Origin of the sequence: Tundrisphaera macrotermitis (assembly GCF_051175315.1) — a bacterium.
Taxonomy (GTDB): Bacteria; Planctomycetota; Planctomycetia; order Isosphaerales; family Isosphaeraceae; genus Tundrisphaera.
In genome coordinates this window covers 4,807,573-4,824,242 of sequence record NZ_CP195100.1, presented here as the reverse complement: position 1 = coordinate 4,824,242, position 16,670 = coordinate 4,807,573, and the positions used below count along the sequence as shown (strand labels likewise).

The following is a 16,670-nucleotide window of genomic DNA, read 5'->3' as shown; positions in this document are numbered from 1 at the left end:
TTTCGGCGGTGCCCAATCCTTTGGCGTGACTGCCGATGCTGGGTGCGGGGCCGTGCGGGGCGGGCCATCGGCCATCAAAATCATGAGTATTACTGATCATTGCGAATCTTCCTCGGCGATCCTCCGAGGCGCGATCGAATTGGCTTGCGCCGCGGCGTTGGCATATCATGGGCGGCCGGGCCCGGCGAGGACGAGCGGCGATGGAGCAGATCTATTACACCCAGTGCCCGGTCGGCTACGGCCTGGGGGCGAGCAACGGGTTCCAGATCAAGCGGATGACGCCCGGCTACCCGGTGTCGGGCGACTTCCGCCACCTGGGGATGAAGGCGTTCCCGGGCGGGGGGCGGTCGCTGGCCCCGCCCGCGCTGCGGTATCGCCGCGATGGCGACGTGGTCGAGGTCGCCTGGCTGACGCCGCGCGCCCACGAATACGAGACCGAGCGGGGGTTGTGGGGCCGCCCGGGCGGGCTGTTCGCGCATGGGGTCCGATTGGCCGCCTCGGATCTCGCCGCGATCCGGTCTTGGCCGGCGGGGTTGTGGGACGCCCCGGCGTGGCGGCGGAGCGACCCCGAGCCGAGCCGGGGCCAGCCGCCCTCCGAGTTCGACCTGGCGGAGGGGGCGTTGTCGATCCGCCCCGAGTTCGGGTCCGTGGCGAGGCTGGCCGGGGGGGAAGGCCCGGAAAGGCTGGCCCGGCTGCTGGCCGGGGTGGCGATCGCGGCCCGCGAGGGGAGGACCCTGTTCCTGGTGGCCGACCCGGGCCGGCTGGGGCCGATGGTCGCCCTGCTCACGTTCGCGTTCCCGGAGGCGATGCGCGGGGCGCTGACGTTCTCGACGTTCCACGACCGCCCCGAGGAACTGCCCGGCTTCCGGATCCAGGGGACCAGCCCGATCGCCCGCCCGAACCGCCCGGCTCTGGCGTCGCTGGGGATCGTCGCCGACCTCGACGCCGGGACCTGCGAACCCCCGATCGACCCGCCCCGTTGGGCCCGGACCCTGGCCGGCTGGTTCATCCATCCCGGCCCGGTCGCCGAGGCGGACTGGTCGACCGCCGACGACCTCGCCCGCCGGGCGGATCGGCCCGACGACGCCTGGTCCGACGACTGGCTCGACCACCTGATCGGCTTCCCCGAGGCGTGCCGCGACCGGGGCGTCCCCGAATCGGCCGAGGGGTGGGCGCGGCTCCGGTCGTTCGCCGAGTGGTCGGCGCGGGCCGGGGCGGGGGGCGAATGGATCCGGGGCCGGGGCCCGTCGTGGTGGTCGGCGGTCGACGAGAAAGATCGGCCCGAGGCCCGCGCTGCGCTGCTGGCCCACCTCGGGCTCCGGGAGGCCTGGGCCGATGCCGCCGAGGCGCGGGGCTGGGGCGAGGCGTTCGCCGGCTGGTTCGGGGGGATCGAGGCCGGGGAGCGGGATGGGGCGATCGCGGACACGCTCCGCGCCGCGCCCCGGGAGGCCCGCCCGGCCTTCGCCCGCGCCCTGATCGGGGGCCTGGCGCCCGACGCCGCCGGGGCGGTGCTGCGGCGGCTCCGATCCGACCCGTCGTGCGACCGGGGGATGCTGATCCCCCTCGAAGCGGGCGCGGCGGCGGCCCGAGTGCGCGACGGCGGCGACCCGTCCCCGCTGCGATCGCTGGTCGAGGCGGCGCGGGGCCGGTCCGGCGTGCTGGCGGCGGTGCTCGACGCCGCGGCGGGCGCCGTCGCCGATCGTCCGGAGGCCGTGGCCCTCCTGGCCCGGGCCGTGGCCCCGGCCTTCGACCCCGACGCCCCGGGCCAGGGCCGGGCCGGGATGGCCTGGGCCCTGGGCCGGGGGGCCGACGCCCCGGGGTGGATTGGCCCGGCCCTCCGCCCGTTCCTCTCGGACGCCGACCGGGCCGGGGACTGGCGAGCCCTCCGCGACCGCACCCCCGAGGCGGATCGCCCCGCGCTGGCGCGGGCCTGGCTGGCGCTGGCGAGCGACCCCGGACTGCCCGATGACGCGTTCCGCTGGGGCGTCGAGGAGATGCTCCTGCCGATGTCCCCCCGGCCCGCCGATCCGGCCTGGGCCGAAACCTACCTGGCGCGGATGCCGTCGGGCCTCGACCTGATCCGCCGGCTGATCACCCCCGAGTTCCGCAAGCGGGGAGTCCCGGACTGGATCGCGGAGGCCCGGGGACGCGGCGAGGTGTCCGACGAGCAGGCGAGGCGGGTCGACGACGCCCTGGACTTCGGCCGGCTGCTCCGTTCGGGCGACCCGGCCGGCCTGCTCGGCCTGCGGCTGCCGGGGGTCCCGCCCGAGGAGCGGGGGGCGCTGCTCCTGGCCCTGCAAGGCCGGCTCCGCGACGCGGCGGGGGCGGGACTGGGGCCGATCCTGGACGCCGTCCGGGAGGCCTGGCCGGGTGGGTTCGACGCCGGGGCCCCGGGGCTCGGGCCGATCGGCGATGCGCTGTCGCGCCCCCTCGACCCGCTCCGGGCCCGGCCCGACGACTGGCTGGGACGGGCGGGCGCGATCGTCGCCCGGCTCCGGCCGCCCGACGCCGGGGACGGTTGGGGGTGGGAGCCCGACGGCGTGGTGGCCGAGATGGTCGCCGCCTCGTCGGCCCGCCTCCCGATCGACGGGCGGTGGCCGGTGCGCCAGCGGATGCTCCGCGACGACCGGGCCTGGCGGGCGCTGGCGGCCGACGCCCGGGGCGAACTCCGCCGCGCCGGTGCGGCCGACGCCGCGCCGGGGGTGGTCGCCGCCTGGGACCGGGCCCTGGTGCAACCGCGTCCCGAGCGGTTCTTCGAACTGATGCTCAACGCCTGCGACGGCCCGAGGCTGGCCCGCGTGGTCGCGGCGCGGGTGGCGGACCTCCGATCATTGCCCCCCCTGCCCTGGTGGTCCCATGCCGATTACCCCGAGGCCCGCGACGACATCCGCGACGGCTTCGCCCGGACGGCCCCGCTCGCCCCTTTGCCCGGAGAGGCGTTGCCGGCTCTGAAAGCATGGGTCGGGGACGGGCTGTCGGCGTTCGGTTCGATGCGGTGGAAGTGCCTGGAGACGCTCTCCGGGTTCGCCCGATCGGGCTACGACGCCGCGACTCGCGGCCAGATCGTCCGGGGCTGGACCCAGGACCGGGGCCTGAACGAGGCCCTGGCCGCCGTGCCGGACCCGGACCGCCATCGGTTCGCGGCGCGGGTGATCCTGGGGCTGGACGACGACGCGATCGCGGTCGAGCCGCTGGCGAGGTGGCTGGAGCGCGCCGGGGTCCGCGACCTCGATCGCCTGGGCCGGTGGGCCGAGGAGCTGGACGGGCTGGCCGAGGTGGGCGACGCGGACCGGATCGGCCGGATGCGGCTGGTCGGCGACCTGAAGCGGGAACTCGCGACCCTGCTGCGCGAGGCCCGCGAGTCGGCACGGCCCCGTGACCGCCCGCCGAGGGAGCCCTGATCGTCGCGGCGAACCCGCCCGACCCAATCGTCCCGACCCGATCGCCGAAGTCCCGAAATCGGCGATTCGGGGCGATGACAAGCGGTCGCCGGGCCGATTAGAATTCGCCGGGACCCCGCGCGGGCGTCCGTCGCATCATCCCGGCCGAGAACGATCCCGGAGAGGTTGGAGATTCATGACGCAACTGGGCGGCGGGCCTCCGGTGGTCGGCATCGACCTGGGCGGGACCAAGGTCCTGGCCGGGGTCGTGGGCGCGAACAATCGGCTCTTCGGCCGCGCCAAGCGGTCGACGCCCGCCGGGGACGGCAACGATGCGATCCTCGCCGCGATCGTCGAGTGCCTGGATCAGGCGCTGGCCGAGGCTGGCGTGTCGCGCGACGAGTTGGCCGGGATCGGGATCGGCTCGCCCGGCCCGCTCGACCCCAAGACCGGGGTGATCGCCTTCAGCGCCAACATGAACGTGAGCAACTGGCCCCTGGCGCCCGACCTGTCGAAGGCGATCGGCAAGCCGGTGCTGCTCCAGAACGACGTCCGGGTGGGCGGGTATGGCGAATACCGCCTGGGGGCCGGCCGCGAGCACAAGAGCATGCTCGCCGCGTTCGTCGGCACCGGGATCGGCGGCTGCCTGATCATGGACGGCCGGGTCGTCGAAGGGGCGACCGGCAACGCCGGCGAGATCGGCCACATCGTGGTCAAGGCCAAGGGCCCCCTCTGCGGATGCGGCCGCCACGGCTGCCTGGAGGCCCTGGCCAGCCGCAACGCGATGGCCCGGCGGATCAGCAAGGAGATCAAGAAGGGGGTCGAGTCCTGCCTGGCCGGCAAGGTCGACAAGAAGACCAGCAAGCTCAAGAGCGGCGACCTGGCCGACGCCCTCGCCGCCGGCGACCACGTCGCGACCAAGGAGATCCACCGGGCCGCCTTCTATCTCGGCCTGGCCCTGGGCGGCCTGGTCAACCTGATCGGCCCCGAGATCGTCGTCCTGGGCGGCGGCGTCACCGAGGCGCTGGGCCAGCCGTTCCTGGACTTGGTCCGCGAGTCCGCCCGCGAGCAGATCCTGGTCGACCCGGATCAGACGATCCGCATCGAGCTGGCCGCCCTCGGCGACGACGCCGGCATCCTCGGCGCCGCCCTGCTCGCCCGCGAACGCTTCGCGGGGTGAACTTCGGCCCGTCGTCGGTGTATTTCGACGCGAGAACGGCCGCGATTGCTTTGCCGAACGCGGCCCCCCGCCCGTCGTCCCACCAGGATCGCCAAGTTGCGGGGATGCTCTCGGTGCGGCCGAATCGGCCTGCACCCGGTCAGTTCGAGCCCATGAGTTCCGACGCCGTCAAGGGTGGGATGTCGCTCGCGGCCGTCCGGTCGACCCAGACTTCGGTCCCGGGCGGGACCTCGGCCGGCGATCGGACGGTCGCGTCGAGGAACACGCCATACCGATCCAACTCTTTCGCATAGGTCCTGGGGAGGGCCGAGGTGATGATCACTTCGCCCGAGGGCGGGACGCACCGGACGGGATGCTTCCGGATGATGAAAGAATTCAAGACGCCGAACAGGACGACGGATCCATCGACGACTGCCGACTCGCTCACGATGCCGACTCGCGTGATCGGTTCGAACACCGGCATGGGTCGCTCGGGGTAGAAGAGTCCGTGCAGGATCCTCATCAACCAGTAGGCATGAAGCTGGTTCCTGCGCTGCATCTCCTCGAATTCTTCCTCGGTCATGGGACCATACAAGGCCGTCCCGTTGATCACGTCCTCCGGGTGGGCGTGGGGCTTCGACGCGATCTCCCGCACCTCTTCGACCAGATCGGCCGGGAGACCGGCCAGACATTCGAGGAAGCCGGGCCAGGGCGCCAGGGCCGCGATCTCGTAGGCTAGCTCCCCGCGACAGAAGACGCCGCGTTTATCCAGCGACATCATGCGTGCGACCATTTCCTCGACTGTGCGTTTGCCCGGCATGGTCAATACCGACTCCAAGGGGCCACGGGCCGATGAGTGATCCTCCGGGCATCATCACGCCTGCGAGCATCACCCGATCAGCGTGTCGTACTCGGAATGCGGCCCGATCCAGAACCAGACGATCCCTTGTGGTTTGTCGACGCCCAGGGCGCGGTGGTGAGACCCGACGCGGACCGACCAGAGTTGCCGCGTCCTGCCGACCTTCTTGAGGTGCAACGACGGGTGATGCGGATCGGCCTTGAGCAACTCGAAGTTCTTGTCCGCCAGCGCTCTGACCTCGTCCGGCAACAACCGGTGGTATTGCCAGAAGCGGGGCAGCGTGAAATGGTTCATAGAGGCCGACTTAAACCGGCATCGTGCTCACGGTCCACCTCGTCCAGCAGATTATCGAGGCGGCCCGAATCCAGGTCATCCTCAATCTGTTTGTCCCACCGTTGCGCGGCATATTCGTCGAGCCATGACATCAACTCGGCGAACTCCTGGGCCGGCAGTCGGGCGATGGCCGCTTCGATTTCTTGCACACCCATGGCCGTCGAAGACCTCAAAAGGACCTGATTTGGGATCGATCGCCGCGAGATCGCTCACTTCGCCGGCTTGAGGAACCCCTGGGCGTCGAGCCAGCGGGCGCAGAGGCCGGGCCACTCGGAGAAAGGCATCTCCTTGGGGCCGAGGCCGAGGCCGTGTCGGCCCTGCTCGAAGATATGGAGTTCGAGCGGGACCCTGGCTTTGCGCAGGGCGAGGGCGAACAGGAGGGCATTCTCGGGCGGGACGGCGGTGTCCTGGTCGGTGTGGGCCATGAAGGTCGGCGGCGTGTCCCTGGTCACCTGGAGTTCGTTGGACAGGGAGGCGACCAGGTCGGCGGGCGGGTTGTCGCCCAGGAGATTCTTCTTCGACCCGGCGTGGCCGTAGGGGGTCGCCATGGCGATGACCGGGTAGACCAGGATGGCGCGGTCGGGCCGGGAGCTGAGCCGCTCGACCGGGTCGGGGGAGTCGGGGCGGCCGGCGTCGAAGTGGGTGGCGATCGTCGAGGCCAGGTGGCCGCCCGCCGAGAAGCCGAGCACGGCCACGCGTTTGGGGTCGATCTTCCAGTCCTCGGCGTGCGACCGGACCGTGCGGATGGCGCGGGCGGCGTCTTCGAGCATCGCCGGGTGGCGGAACGCCGGGCCGAGCCGGTACTTGAGCACGACCGCGGTGAGGCCCAGGCCCCGGGCCCACTCGGCGATCGGCTTGCCTTCGTGGTCGGCGAGGCCGCCGTAGCCGCCCCCCGGGCAGATGACGATCGCCGCCCCGGTGGCCTTGTCGGGGTCGGGGCGATACAGGGTCAGGGTCGGCAAGGTCCGCTTGTCATCCTTGGCCACGCCGGGGGGTCCGTCGGGCCAGAGCGGCATGGGCCCCTCGACGGCCGGCATCTCCCCGGCCCGGGCCATGGCCGCGCCGACGAGCAACATCGCATACGCCAGTCGGCCCGGACGCCGCACGCGGATTCGCATCATTCGGAGGTCCCTTCGGGGGATTCGACGCTCAGACGACGCGGCGATAGTCGACCGCGTCCAGGGCGCCCAGCCAGGCGGCCTGCAGGGTGGCCGCCGTCATCATGACGGAGACGACCAGGAAGGTCAGCAGGGCCCGGATCGCCAGGTAGGTGGACGACTGCACGTAGAGGCCCTGGCTGCTCAGGCCATTGGTCGTCGGCAGCGACAGCGACGCCGGCAGCGCCCCGGAGAACGTATAGCCCCGACCCAGGCTCTCCCAGTAGAGGCGGAGGTAGGAGTCGATCGTCAGGCTGCGGAAATCGACGCCGTTGTAATGCGGGAGCCCGTTGATGATCTGCGACCCGGCCAGGCAGGGCAGCAGGTCGAGCGTGAAGAAGGCGAAGGCCCCACCCAGCATCGTCCCGATCGCCACCAGGAATTCCGAGGCGACCAGGGCCATCGGGACGATCGCCAGCGAGAGGAAGGTCATCATGGGGTGGCGGATGGCGACCATCAGGCCGTTGCGGACGCCGAGCCAGCCCCGCCGGGCGCGGCCGAAGGCCATCAGCGAGGCGATCGGCCCGATGGTCCAGGTGGCCGCGAACACGGCGTAGTTGGCCCAATCCCAGCGTTGGCCGCGATGGAGCAGGACGCCCATCCCCCACAGCGAAACGACCGTGCCGGCCGCCATCGCGGCGGCGGTCGCCGCCTGGGCCGCGAGGGCGACGGCCGCCGCCCGGCCGCCGACCGGCTCCGGGGGCACCTCGCCCCGGCTGGACCGTTCCAGGGTGCGCCCCACCAGGGCCACGCCGGCGACGGCCAGGGCCACGCCGCCCGCGAGGAGCCCGATCCGGGGGATCGTCATCGCCAGGGCGATCGCCGCCGAGGCCAGCAGGATGCGCGCCAGGGAATCCGGCCGGAAGGCGGACCTCAGCCCCTCGGAGAAGGCGCGGCCGGACTGCCCGGGCTGGCGCGGGCAGGGGACGACCACCATCTGATGGCAGTCCCAGCACTGGATCTCGGACCCGATCAGCTCGGACTTCGCCCTCAGGAGCCTCCCGCATCGGCACGGGACGGGGACGAACGTGGCGGTGCGATGTGATGCGGTCATGGCCATGGGCCGGCTCCCGGGACAGCGTCGCGGGGGGATGGCGATGCGGGCCGGCGAGATGCCGGATCGACTCCCCGGGCCGAGTTGAGATCGGATAGTCCGAAATCTTCGGGGGGCGCCCCGATCCTGTCAAGGGACCAGTCCGGGCCCGGCGCCGGGGCAATCGGAGGGCCGGGTGAAGAATCGGGCCGGGCCGGCCGATAGAGGCAAGGTCGGATTGCGACGATTTCTCCGATTTTCCGGGCAGGTGGGGCTAGACCATGGGGCGACGACACGATCCGAATCGCGGGCGGAGCGACGCCGCCACGACATTTGGGGCGTGGTTGGCGCTGGTCGTCCTGGTCGCCGCACCGGCCTGGGGGCAGGACGGGGGTACCGGGCCGATCGGGGGGATCCCCGCCGGGCCGGCCCGTCCGCTGCTGGAGCCCGACCCGGCCGCCCCGCCGGCCGCGCAATTCGTCGAGAAGCTGGTCGGGACGACCGGCGTGTTCGAGGTCAAGCTCGGGCAGGGCCGGTTCCTGACGCTCGACCAGCCGGTGGCCGCCGACGCGGCGGGGCCCGCCGACCAGCCCCCGCAATTCCTGGCGGTGGGCGACCCCAACGTCGCCGACTTCTTCCAGATCACCCCGAGGCAGATCCGGGTGGTCGGCAAGAAGCTCGGGACGACCGACCTGATGGTGACCAACCGCGAGGGCAAGACGTTCGAGTTCGAGGTCCGCGTGGTGGCCGACCTCGACGTCCTCCGCGAGCAGTTGCGGGCCCTGTTCCCGGACGCGTCGCTGAAGCTCGCCCAGCTCCGCGAGAAGATCGTGGTGGAGGGGGAGGCGCGGGACGCCGCGCAGGTGGGCCGGATCATCAACACGATCGAGACTTACGCCCTGTCCGTGCAGACGATCCGCGTCCAGGGCCAGGTCAACAACTTCCAGGCCGGCAACAACGCCATACCGGCCGCGCCGGCCGACCCCGGGCTGCCCGGGTCGCCGTTCCCGGGCATCGGCGGGGGGACCTTCCAGGGCGCCCCGGGCCTGGGGGGCAGCCTGCCGACCGGGGGCGACGCGACGTCCCAGACCCGGGCGGGGGAGATCACCCTGGGCAAGTACGTGAACAACACGATCCAGGTCATCAACCTCATCCGCGTGCCGTCGTCCCAGCAGGTGCTGCTGAAGGTGCGGGTCGCCGAGCTGAACCGATCCGGGTTCCGCGAGATCGGGGCCGACCTGCTGGCGGCTATCCCCGAGTTCGGCACGCTGTTCGGCACGCAGATCATCAACCCCGCCACCGGGACCGGGTTCGCGGCAGGTCGCGTCGGGGCCTCGACGTTCAACGGGGACATCCGATCGCTGAACATCGGCACGGAGGGGACGGTCTACGGCACCTTCTCCCGGGGCCAGTTCAACGCCGTGCTGACCGCGCTGCGGAGGAACAGCCTCCTCAAGATCCTGGCCGAGCCGAACCTGGTGGCGTTGAACGGCCATCAGGCCAACTTCCTGGCCGGCGGCGAGTTCCCGGTCCCGTCGTTCTCGGGGATCGGGGCCGGGGCGCCCGGGGGCGGGGGGGCATCCAGCACCCAGTTCAAGGAATTCGGCGTCCGGCTCTCGTTCCTGCCCATCGTCCTGGACGGCAACACGATCCGCCTGACCGTGGACCCCGAGGTCAGCGCCGTCGACTTCTCCGTCGCGACGACCCTGGTCCCGGGCGGCTCGCCGGTCCCCGGCCTGACCAAGCGCAGCTCGCACACGACCGTCGAGCTGAAGCAGGGGGAGACGCTGGCCATCGCCGGGCTGATGCAGCTGTCCCTGGACGGCGCGACCCAGAAGCTCCCCGGGCTGGGCGACCTGCCGTACATCGGCGGATTCTTCAGCAACACGACGAGCAACCGGCTGGAGAAGGAGCTGATCGTGCTGGTCACCCCCTACCTGATCGAGCCGATGGCCCCGGGCCAGGTGCCGCCCACCCCGGGCGACGAGGTGACGCAGCCCAACGACCTCGAATTCTACTTCCTGAACCGGATCGAGGGGCGGACCGGGATCGATGGGCGCTCGACCACCAGCTATGACGACCCCCTGCACTTGATCCGCCACTCGCTGGTCGAGCGGAAATATCTCCTGGGGCCCTCGGGCTTCTCCAAATAAACCCCGTCGGAGGCGGAGATGGACCTGATCTCGATTCGAGGCCGGCGCGGCGTCGGCCTGGCGCTGGGCCTGCTGCTGCCCCCGGGCCTGGCGGCCGGCCAGGGGCTGCCCGACCCGCTGCCCCCCCTGCCCCCGGGCGCCGGCCCGGTGCTGGCCGTCGAGGCCGCGCCCCGGATGATCACCACCTCCCCGCCCGTCCAGGTCCCGCCGGGCGGCCCGGCCCCGACCTGGGCCCCGCCGCCGATCGACCCGCCCGCCCTCTACAGGCACCCGCCCAAGCACGTCGACGCCAAGGCCCGGTCGTGGCGCTGGCGGAGGACGCAGGGGAAGTTCTGGGGCTATCCCGAGGAATACTGCCCCCGCCCGCTCGGGGCGTCCCTCTACGATCACGGCAGGGCGATGGTCGCCAACGGCGCGGCGGCCCGGCTGATCCTGCTCCGCTACGACTTCGTCGACGGGTCCAGCGAGCTGAACGACCGGGGCATCGACCAGCTGGCCCGGGCCTCGGTCCAGCTCGCCAGCAGCCCCTACCCGCTCCTGATCGAACGCGACCCGGACCACCCCGGCCTGGCGGAGCGGAGGCGCCTGACCGTGCTGGCCGCGCTGGCCTCCGGGCCCATGCCCGTCCCTTCGGATCGGGTGCTCGTGGGCCAGCCGATCGCGCACGGCCTGGCGGGGATCGAGGCCCACATCATCAACGACAACGCCTTGAACCGGACCGAGCAATATGGACCGCCGATCCCGATCAACAGCAACGGCGTGAACAGCCCGAGCGGCGTGACCAACTCGCAATGAGCCACCAGGGGACGACCCATGCGTGAATCTGCCCTCCGCGCCCTGTCCCTCCTCGCGCCGCTGGCCCTGGTTTCGGCCGGGTGCCATCAGGCCGCCAAGAAGCCGGCGGAGCACGCCTCGGCCCAGCTCCTGGGCACGCCGAGCGACAAGGCCAAGGTCTCCCATCGCCAGGCCGCCGACGTCCAGGTCGCGCTGGGCCGCTCCCTGGAGGAGCAGGGCCAGGCGGCCGGGGCCGAGGACGCCTATCGCCGGGCCCTGGAGAACGACCCCAGGCGGGCCGATGCCCATGCCCGCCTGGCGGTCCTGCTCGATCTCAAGGGGGACTTCCCGGGCGGGGCCAAGCATTTCGCCGAGGCGGCGCGGCTGGAGCCCAAGAACCCGGAATGGCGCTGCGACCTGGGCTACCACTTCGCCATCCAGCGCCGCTGGGCCGAGGCCGAGAAGGGGCTGCGCGAGGCGATCGACCTGGACAGGAACCACGCGCGGGCCCACAACAACCTGGGGATGGTCCTGGCGCATCGGGGCGACGACGAGGCCGCCCTGGCCGAGTTCGCCCGCGCCGGGCTCGACCCGTCCGACGCCCGGGCCAACCTCGGCCTGATCCTCGCCTCCGAGGGCCAGCTCTCCGAGGCCGAGCGGGCCTACGCCGGAGCGATGGCCGAGAAGCCCACCTCGATCGCCGCCCGGGACGGCCATCACGCGGTCGTCGCCGCCCGGACCGCCCCCCGCGCCGGGGCGGTCGCCGCCCGGCCCCGCGTCGACGACGCCATCCGCCGGGCCTCGGCGGACCTCCCCCCCCTGCCCTGATCCACCCGATCCGGGAACCGTGAGCTAGGCTTCCCGAAGGGAGGCTCATGCCATGCAGGGGATCGGGGCGGACGCCATGTCCAGCGGGCGGGGACGATCGAGGCGGCGGGGCGCGGCCATGACGGAGCTGGCCCTGATGCTGCCGGTCCTCTGCCTGATCATGGTGATCACGATCGACTATTCGCGCCTCTTCTACGCGCTGTCCACGATCACCGACTGCGCGCGAGACGGCGCGCTCTATTTCGCCAATCATCCGACCGCCCCCGCCTCCAGCATCCAGCAGGCGGCGCTCGCCGATGCGGTCAACCTGACCAACCCGGCCCCGACGGTCGCCACCTCCGGGCCGACGACCAGCGGCGCCGGCTACACGACGGTGCAGGTCACGGTGAACTACCGGTTCACGACGCTGTTCAACTACCCGGGCGTCCCGCGCGAGACGAACCTGTCCCGCAAGGTCGTCATGATGGTCACCCCCCCATGAGATCGGACCGGCGTCCGGCGAGGCATACCCCGATGCGGCAACTGGGCAGGGCGAGGCGACGGCGGGGGATCATCATGGCCGAGGCGGGGGCCGTCTACTCGGTCACGATCCTGCTGGTCCTGGGCATGATGGTCGCGGGTCTCGGGGTGTTCCGCTACCAGGAGGTCGCCTTCCAGGCCCGGCAGGCGGCCCGCTGGGCCTCGGTCCAGTCCGGCACCCCGACCCCCGCCCAGGTCCTGGCCGGCGGCATCACGCCGATCATGATCCCCCGGAACCGGCTGACGGCGACGGTCGCCCGGCCGACGATCAACTCGGTCGAGTACATCAGCGTCACGCTCACCTACCGATGGACGCCCGAGGCCTTCCCGACCGCCCTGTCCCCGGTGACATTCACCAGCACATCCCGGCAGCCGATAGCCCCCTGAAGATGAGGAGCCCGCGATGCGCCCGAGAACGGAGGCCCGCCCGCGCCGAGGGTCGGCCCTGGTCCTCGTCACGATCTGCCTGGTGCCGATGATCTGCGTGATGGGGCTGGCCCTGGACGGCGGCCTCTTGCTGGCGAAGAAGCGGCAGTCCCAGGCGGGGGCCGATGCCGCCGCCCGGGCCGCCGCCTGCTCCCTGTATTCGCGATATTCCTCGGATTCGGGGCTGGACCCGCAGGGCAATGCCCTCGCCGCCGGCCTGGCGCTGGCCGCGGCCAACGGCTTCGCCAACGACGGGACGGATTCGGTGGTGACGATCAACGTGCCGCCGTCCTCGGCCTCGGCGAGCTTCGCCGGCAAGTCGGGCTGCGCCGAGGCGATCATCACCTCCTACCAGCCCCGCTATTTCAGCCGGATCTTCGGCGCGAGCAAGGTCGCCATCAAGGCCCGCGCGGTCGCCCAGGTGAAGGCGACGCCGACCGCGTCGATCCTGCTGACCGACCCCACCATGCCCGGCGCCCTGACGCTGACCGGCGGGGCGAGGCTGACCACCACCGCGGGGGTCCAGGTCAACTCCGGCTCGGTGTACCACCCCACGTTCAGCCCCAACGGCGGGGCGGTCAACGCCTCCAACGGGGCATACATGTCGCCCGGAGGCGGCCTGAAGATCGTCGGCAACTACAACATCCCGAACTGGGCCACGTGGGGCACCTTCTTCAGCAAGGAACCGGAGAGGAACCAGGCGGCCATGAGCGATCCCTACGCCTCCGTCGCCACCCCCACCACCGCCGGCCTCATCGCACGATCCGCGCCCAACCCGCCCTACGGCAGCGCCACCATCAACCCGGGCATCTACAACGGCGGGCTCACCCTGGGGGGCGGCATGACCATCACCATGAACCCCGGCCTGTATTACATGAAGGGGGGCAGCTTCACGGTGGCCAACGGCGTGACGCTGACCGGCACGGGCGTGACGATCTTCCTGGACGCCGCCGGGTCCTCGATCAACCTCCAGGGCGGCACCACCGTGACCATGTCGGCCCCGACCACCACGGCCTCCGGGGGCATCCCCGGGATCGTCCTGTTCCAGGACCGCGCCAACTCCACGCCGCTGAACAACATCGCGAACGGCTCCAACGTGAAGATGACCGGGACGATCTACGCGCCCAACGCCGCCATGACGATCGCCGGCGGGGCCTACGGCGCCTCCTACGGCTCGCAGTACATCGTCAAGTCGCTGAACCTCTCCAACAACGTCAACATCAACATCAACACCCCCGCGAACGCCGGCAGCGGCGTCTCCCGGCCGATCATCGCCGAGTAACGCCCGCCCACCCCACGAGGCCACGGCGAAGGCCGGCGCGATCCCCCCGGCGGGGTCGGCCGGCCTTCGTTCGTTCGCCGGGATGCATGCCCCGGCCCATCCCCACGCCACACCACGCCGACGCGGCCCCATCCGATCGCCGGCCGGCGGGCCGGCATCCCCGCGCGCACTCCGCCCCCTGCCTCCCAAAATCCGGGCATGCCCGGCCGCATCGCCGAGAGCCATATCTCTCACATGTTGCCGCTGCGTGACATTTCCGAATCGGCGCACTATTGATTAGTTATAATGCCTCGATTTCTCTCCCTTGTCCCAATCATGGATCCGTCCGTCCCGAGGCCGCTTCCATGAAGATTCGTCGCGACTCCACGACGCCACGTTGACGAGGGGGCCCCGCGGGGGCCGGCGCGGCAGGTGTATCGGCCGGGCGGTATCCGAACGTCGACGGCCCCGTCGCGGGGCATCCCGGATCCCGGACGGCCCGGGCAATCTTCATGGGAACGGCGAATGATTCACCATGTGCGCCGGATGCGGCACGGCACGGTCCTGATCCTGTTCACCATCTGCCTGGTGCCGATGATCTTCGTGATGGCCCTCGTCCTGGACGGCGGGCTGCTGATGGGCCGAAAGCGGCAGGCCCAGGCCGTCGCCGATGCCGGCGCGAGGGCCGCCGCCTGCTCGCTCTATTCGCGCTATACGCTGGACACCGGGCTCGACCCGCTGGGCAAGGCGTCGGCGGCGGGCCTGGCGATCGCCGCCGCCAACGGGTTCCCCAATGACGGGACGACCGCGTCGGTGACGATCAACGTGCCCCCCTCGGCCGGATCGGCGAAATTCGCCGGCAAGGCGGGCTGCGCCGAGGCGATCATCACGATCTATCAGCCCCGCTATTTCGGCTCGGTGTTCGGGACGGGGAAGATCCCGGTCCGGGCCCGGGCCGTGGCCCAGGTCAAATCCTCATCGAATCCGTCGCTCATCGTGACCGACATCCACCTGGCCGGGGCCCTGACGCTGACCGGCGGGGCGAAGCTCGTCACCAACTCGGACATCATCGTCAACTCGGATTCGCTCTACAACGTCGCAACCAACCCCCTGGGCGGCGCCATCAACATCTCCAACGGGGCGTTCATCGACACGGGGACGGCGCTGACCAAGGTCGCGGGCAACTTCAACATCCCGGGCTGGGCCAGCCTGTCCACCTTCCTCAACATCGGCCCGCTGATCGGCCACCCCGGGACGAGCGACCCCTACGCGTCGATGCCCGCGCCGACCACGGCCGGGCTCGTCAGCCGGAGTGCCCCCAACCCCTTGCTGGGCCTGATCGCCACGGTCAATCCCGGCGTCTACAACGGCGGGCTGACCCTGGGCAATGGCCTGATCGTGACCATGAACCCCGGCCTGTACTACATGAAGGGGGGCAGCTTCACGGTGGCCAACGGCGTGAAGGTGATCGGCACCGGGGTGACGATCTATACCGACTCCGGCGGCGGATCCCTGAACTTCCAGGGGGGGGCGACCGTCGCGCTGACGGCGCCGACGACGACGGCCGGCGGGGGCATCCCGGGCATCCTCTACTTCCAGGATCGGGCCAACGCCTCGGCGTTGAACAACATCGCCAACGGCGCGGTCACCGCGATGATCGGGACGATCTACGCCCCGAGTTCCCCGATGACGATCGCCGGCGGGGCGATCGGCGCCCAGCTCGGCTCCCAGTTCATCGTCCGGTCCCTGACCATCTCCAACGGCATGCTCCTGACCATCAACACGCCGGTGAGCCTGGGCGGCACCGTCTCCAAGCCGGCCCTGGTCGAGTGATCGGGCCGATCACGGGGCCACCGACTCCGACTCGTCGAACGCCTTGGCGACCTGGAACGCCGCCGGGGCCAGCAGGATCACGAAGATGGCCGGGAAGATGAACAGGAGGGTCGGGAAGAGGATCTTGGTGGCCGCCTTCTGGGCCTTCTCCTCGGCCTTCTGCTTCCGCTTCTGGCGCAGCGTCTCGGAGAAGCTCCGCAGGCTCTTCACCAGGCTGGCCCCGAACTTCTCCGACTGGCCGATGACCGACGCCAGGCTGACCGCCTCCTCCAGGTCGGTGCGGCGGGCGAAGTTGCCCAGGGCCTCGCCGGGCGACCGGCCGAGCTGGACCTCCCGGTCCACGATCTTCAGCTCGTCCCCCAGGACCGGGTGCGCCGCCCGGAGTTCATCGGACACGCGCTTCAGCGATGCCTGGAGGCTCAGCCCCCCCTCCAGGCAGATGGTCAGGACGTCCAGGGCGTCGGGCAGTCCGCGGCGGAGTTCCTGCTGGCGGGCGGCCTTGCGGCGGTCGAGCCACATGCTCGGGCCGAGCATCCCGGTCAGGAACAGCGCCATCGAGACCGGCAGCGCCTTGGTGGTGGGCAGGACCCGCGTCAGGGTGAGCCCCAGGCCGACGAACGTGGCCAGCAGCAGCAGGATGAGCTTCACGCCCAGGAAGATGTGCAACGCCTGGCGATCGTACATCCCGGCGTAGACCAACCGGGCGCGGAGCCGGGTCCGCTCGGCCTCGTCCTCCGGGACGATGACCTTGCCCATCCGGGGCAAGGCCGTGCGGGCCATCGACGCGACGCTCTCGGGCCGGTCGCCGACCCTCCGCTTGCCGGCCAGGGCGTCCAGCCGCGCATCCAGCCGCGCGTTCCCGCCGCCGAGCAGGAGGCCGAGGACCAGGGCGAACAGCCCGACCGCGGCGCAGATCAGCAGGGCCGGGGCCATCGACGCGGGCATGGGTTGGTCC

The 16,670-nt window shown here is 71.5% G+C and carries 15 protein-coding genes; 9 read left to right on the top strand and 6 right to left on the bottom strand.

Features of this window, described 5'->3' with window-relative positions; genetic code table 11:
- Positions 1-200 precede the first annotated feature (200 nt).
- On the top strand, positions 201-3,401 hold the full coding sequence (locus tag TA3x_RS19485; protein WP_435016332.1) for a hypothetical protein: 3,201 nt from the start codon (positions 201-203) through the stop codon (positions 3,399-3,401).
- A gap of 175 nt (positions 3,402-3,576) precedes the next feature.
- Positions 3,577-4,560, top strand: a complete 984-nt coding sequence (locus TA3x_RS19480) for an ROK family protein (protein WP_435016331.1) — start codon at positions 3,577-3,579, stop codon at positions 4,558-4,560.
- Between the two features lie 139 nt (positions 4,561-4,699).
- Here TA3x_RS19480 and TA3x_RS19475 read toward each other — a convergent pair whose 3' ends face one another.
- The 5 genes from TA3x_RS19475 to TA3x_RS19455 all read right to left on the bottom strand — a co-directional run bounded on the left by TA3x_RS19475 (position 4,700) and on the right by TA3x_RS19455 (position 7,948).
- Positions 4,700-5,320 (bottom strand): hypothetical protein, encoded by a 621-nt coding sequence (locus TA3x_RS19475; protein ID WP_435016330.1) that lies wholly within the window; start codon positions 5,318-5,320, stop codon positions 4,700-4,702.
- A 108-nt stretch (positions 5,321-5,428) separates the two neighbouring features.
- A complete protein-coding gene (locus TA3x_RS19470; RefSeq protein WP_435016329.1) occupies positions 5,429-5,692 on the bottom strand; it encodes a ParE family toxin-like protein in 264 nt (87 codons plus the stop codon).
- Positions 5,689-5,886 (bottom strand): hypothetical protein, encoded by a 198-nt coding sequence (locus TA3x_RS19465; RefSeq protein WP_435016328.1) that lies wholly within the window; start codon positions 5,884-5,886, stop codon positions 5,689-5,691. Before TA3x_RS19465 ends, TA3x_RS19470 begins: the two co-directional genes overlap by 4 nt.
- Before the next feature lie 54 nt (positions 5,887-5,940).
- Positions 5,941-6,852 (bottom strand): alpha/beta hydrolase, encoded by a 912-nt coding sequence (locus TA3x_RS19460; protein ID WP_435016327.1) that lies wholly within the window; start codon positions 6,850-6,852, stop codon positions 5,941-5,943.
- Between the two features lie 28 nt (positions 6,853-6,880).
- Positions 6,881-7,948 carry a hypothetical protein gene (locus TA3x_RS19455; protein ID WP_435016326.1) on the bottom strand — a complete coding sequence of 356 codons (1,068 nt, stop codon included), beginning with the start codon at positions 7,946-7,948 and terminating at the stop codon, positions 6,881-6,883.
- Positions 7,949-8,202: 254 nt separating this feature from the next.
- Between TA3x_RS19455 and TA3x_RS19450 the strand changes: the two genes are divergently transcribed.
- From TA3x_RS19450 to TA3x_RS19420, 7 genes are all read left to right on the top strand, one after another.
- A complete protein-coding gene (locus tag TA3x_RS19450) occupies positions 8,203-10,074 on the top strand; it encodes a type II and III secretion system protein family protein (protein ID WP_435016325.1) in 1,872 nt (623 codons plus the stop codon).
- A gap of 18 nt (positions 10,075-10,092) precedes the next feature.
- Positions 10,093-10,869, top strand: coding sequence for a hypothetical protein (locus tag TA3x_RS19445; RefSeq protein ID WP_435016324.1), 777 nt, complete (start codon positions 10,093-10,095; stop codon positions 10,867-10,869).
- Positions 10,870-10,887: 18 nt separating this feature from the next.
- Entirely contained in the window at positions 10,888-11,676 is a 789-nt protein-coding gene (locus tag TA3x_RS19440; RefSeq protein WP_435016323.1) for a tetratricopeptide repeat protein, read from the top strand.
- A gap of 118 nt (positions 11,677-11,794) precedes the next feature.
- Positions 11,795-12,157, top strand: a complete 363-nt coding sequence (locus TA3x_RS19435; RefSeq protein ID WP_435016322.1) for a TadE/TadG family type IV pilus assembly protein — start codon at positions 11,795-11,797, stop codon at positions 12,155-12,157.
- Between the two features lie 32 nt (positions 12,158-12,189).
- A complete protein-coding gene (locus TA3x_RS19430; protein WP_435016321.1) occupies positions 12,190-12,582 on the top strand; it encodes a hypothetical protein in 393 nt (130 codons plus the stop codon).
- 16 nt (positions 12,583-12,598) lie between these two features.
- On the top strand, positions 12,599-13,903 hold the full coding sequence (locus TA3x_RS19425) for a pilus assembly protein TadG-related protein (protein ID WP_435016320.1): 1,305 nt from the start codon (positions 12,599-12,601) through the stop codon (positions 13,901-13,903).
- 504 nt (positions 13,904-14,407) lie between these two features.
- Positions 14,408-15,715 carry a pilus assembly protein TadG-related protein gene (locus TA3x_RS19420; RefSeq protein ID WP_435016319.1) on the top strand — a complete coding sequence of 436 codons (1,308 nt, stop codon included), beginning with the start codon at positions 14,408-14,410 and terminating at the stop codon, positions 15,713-15,715.
- Positions 15,716-15,724: 9 nt separating this feature from the next.
- On the opposite strand, the gene TA3x_RS19415 is transcribed toward TA3x_RS19420, so the two are convergent.
- Positions 15,725-16,660: a type II secretion system F family protein gene (locus TA3x_RS19415; RefSeq protein WP_435016318.1), complete on the bottom strand. Its 936-nt coding sequence runs from the start codon at positions 16,658-16,660 to the stop codon at positions 15,725-15,727.
- Positions 16,661-16,670 lie beyond the last annotated feature (10 nt).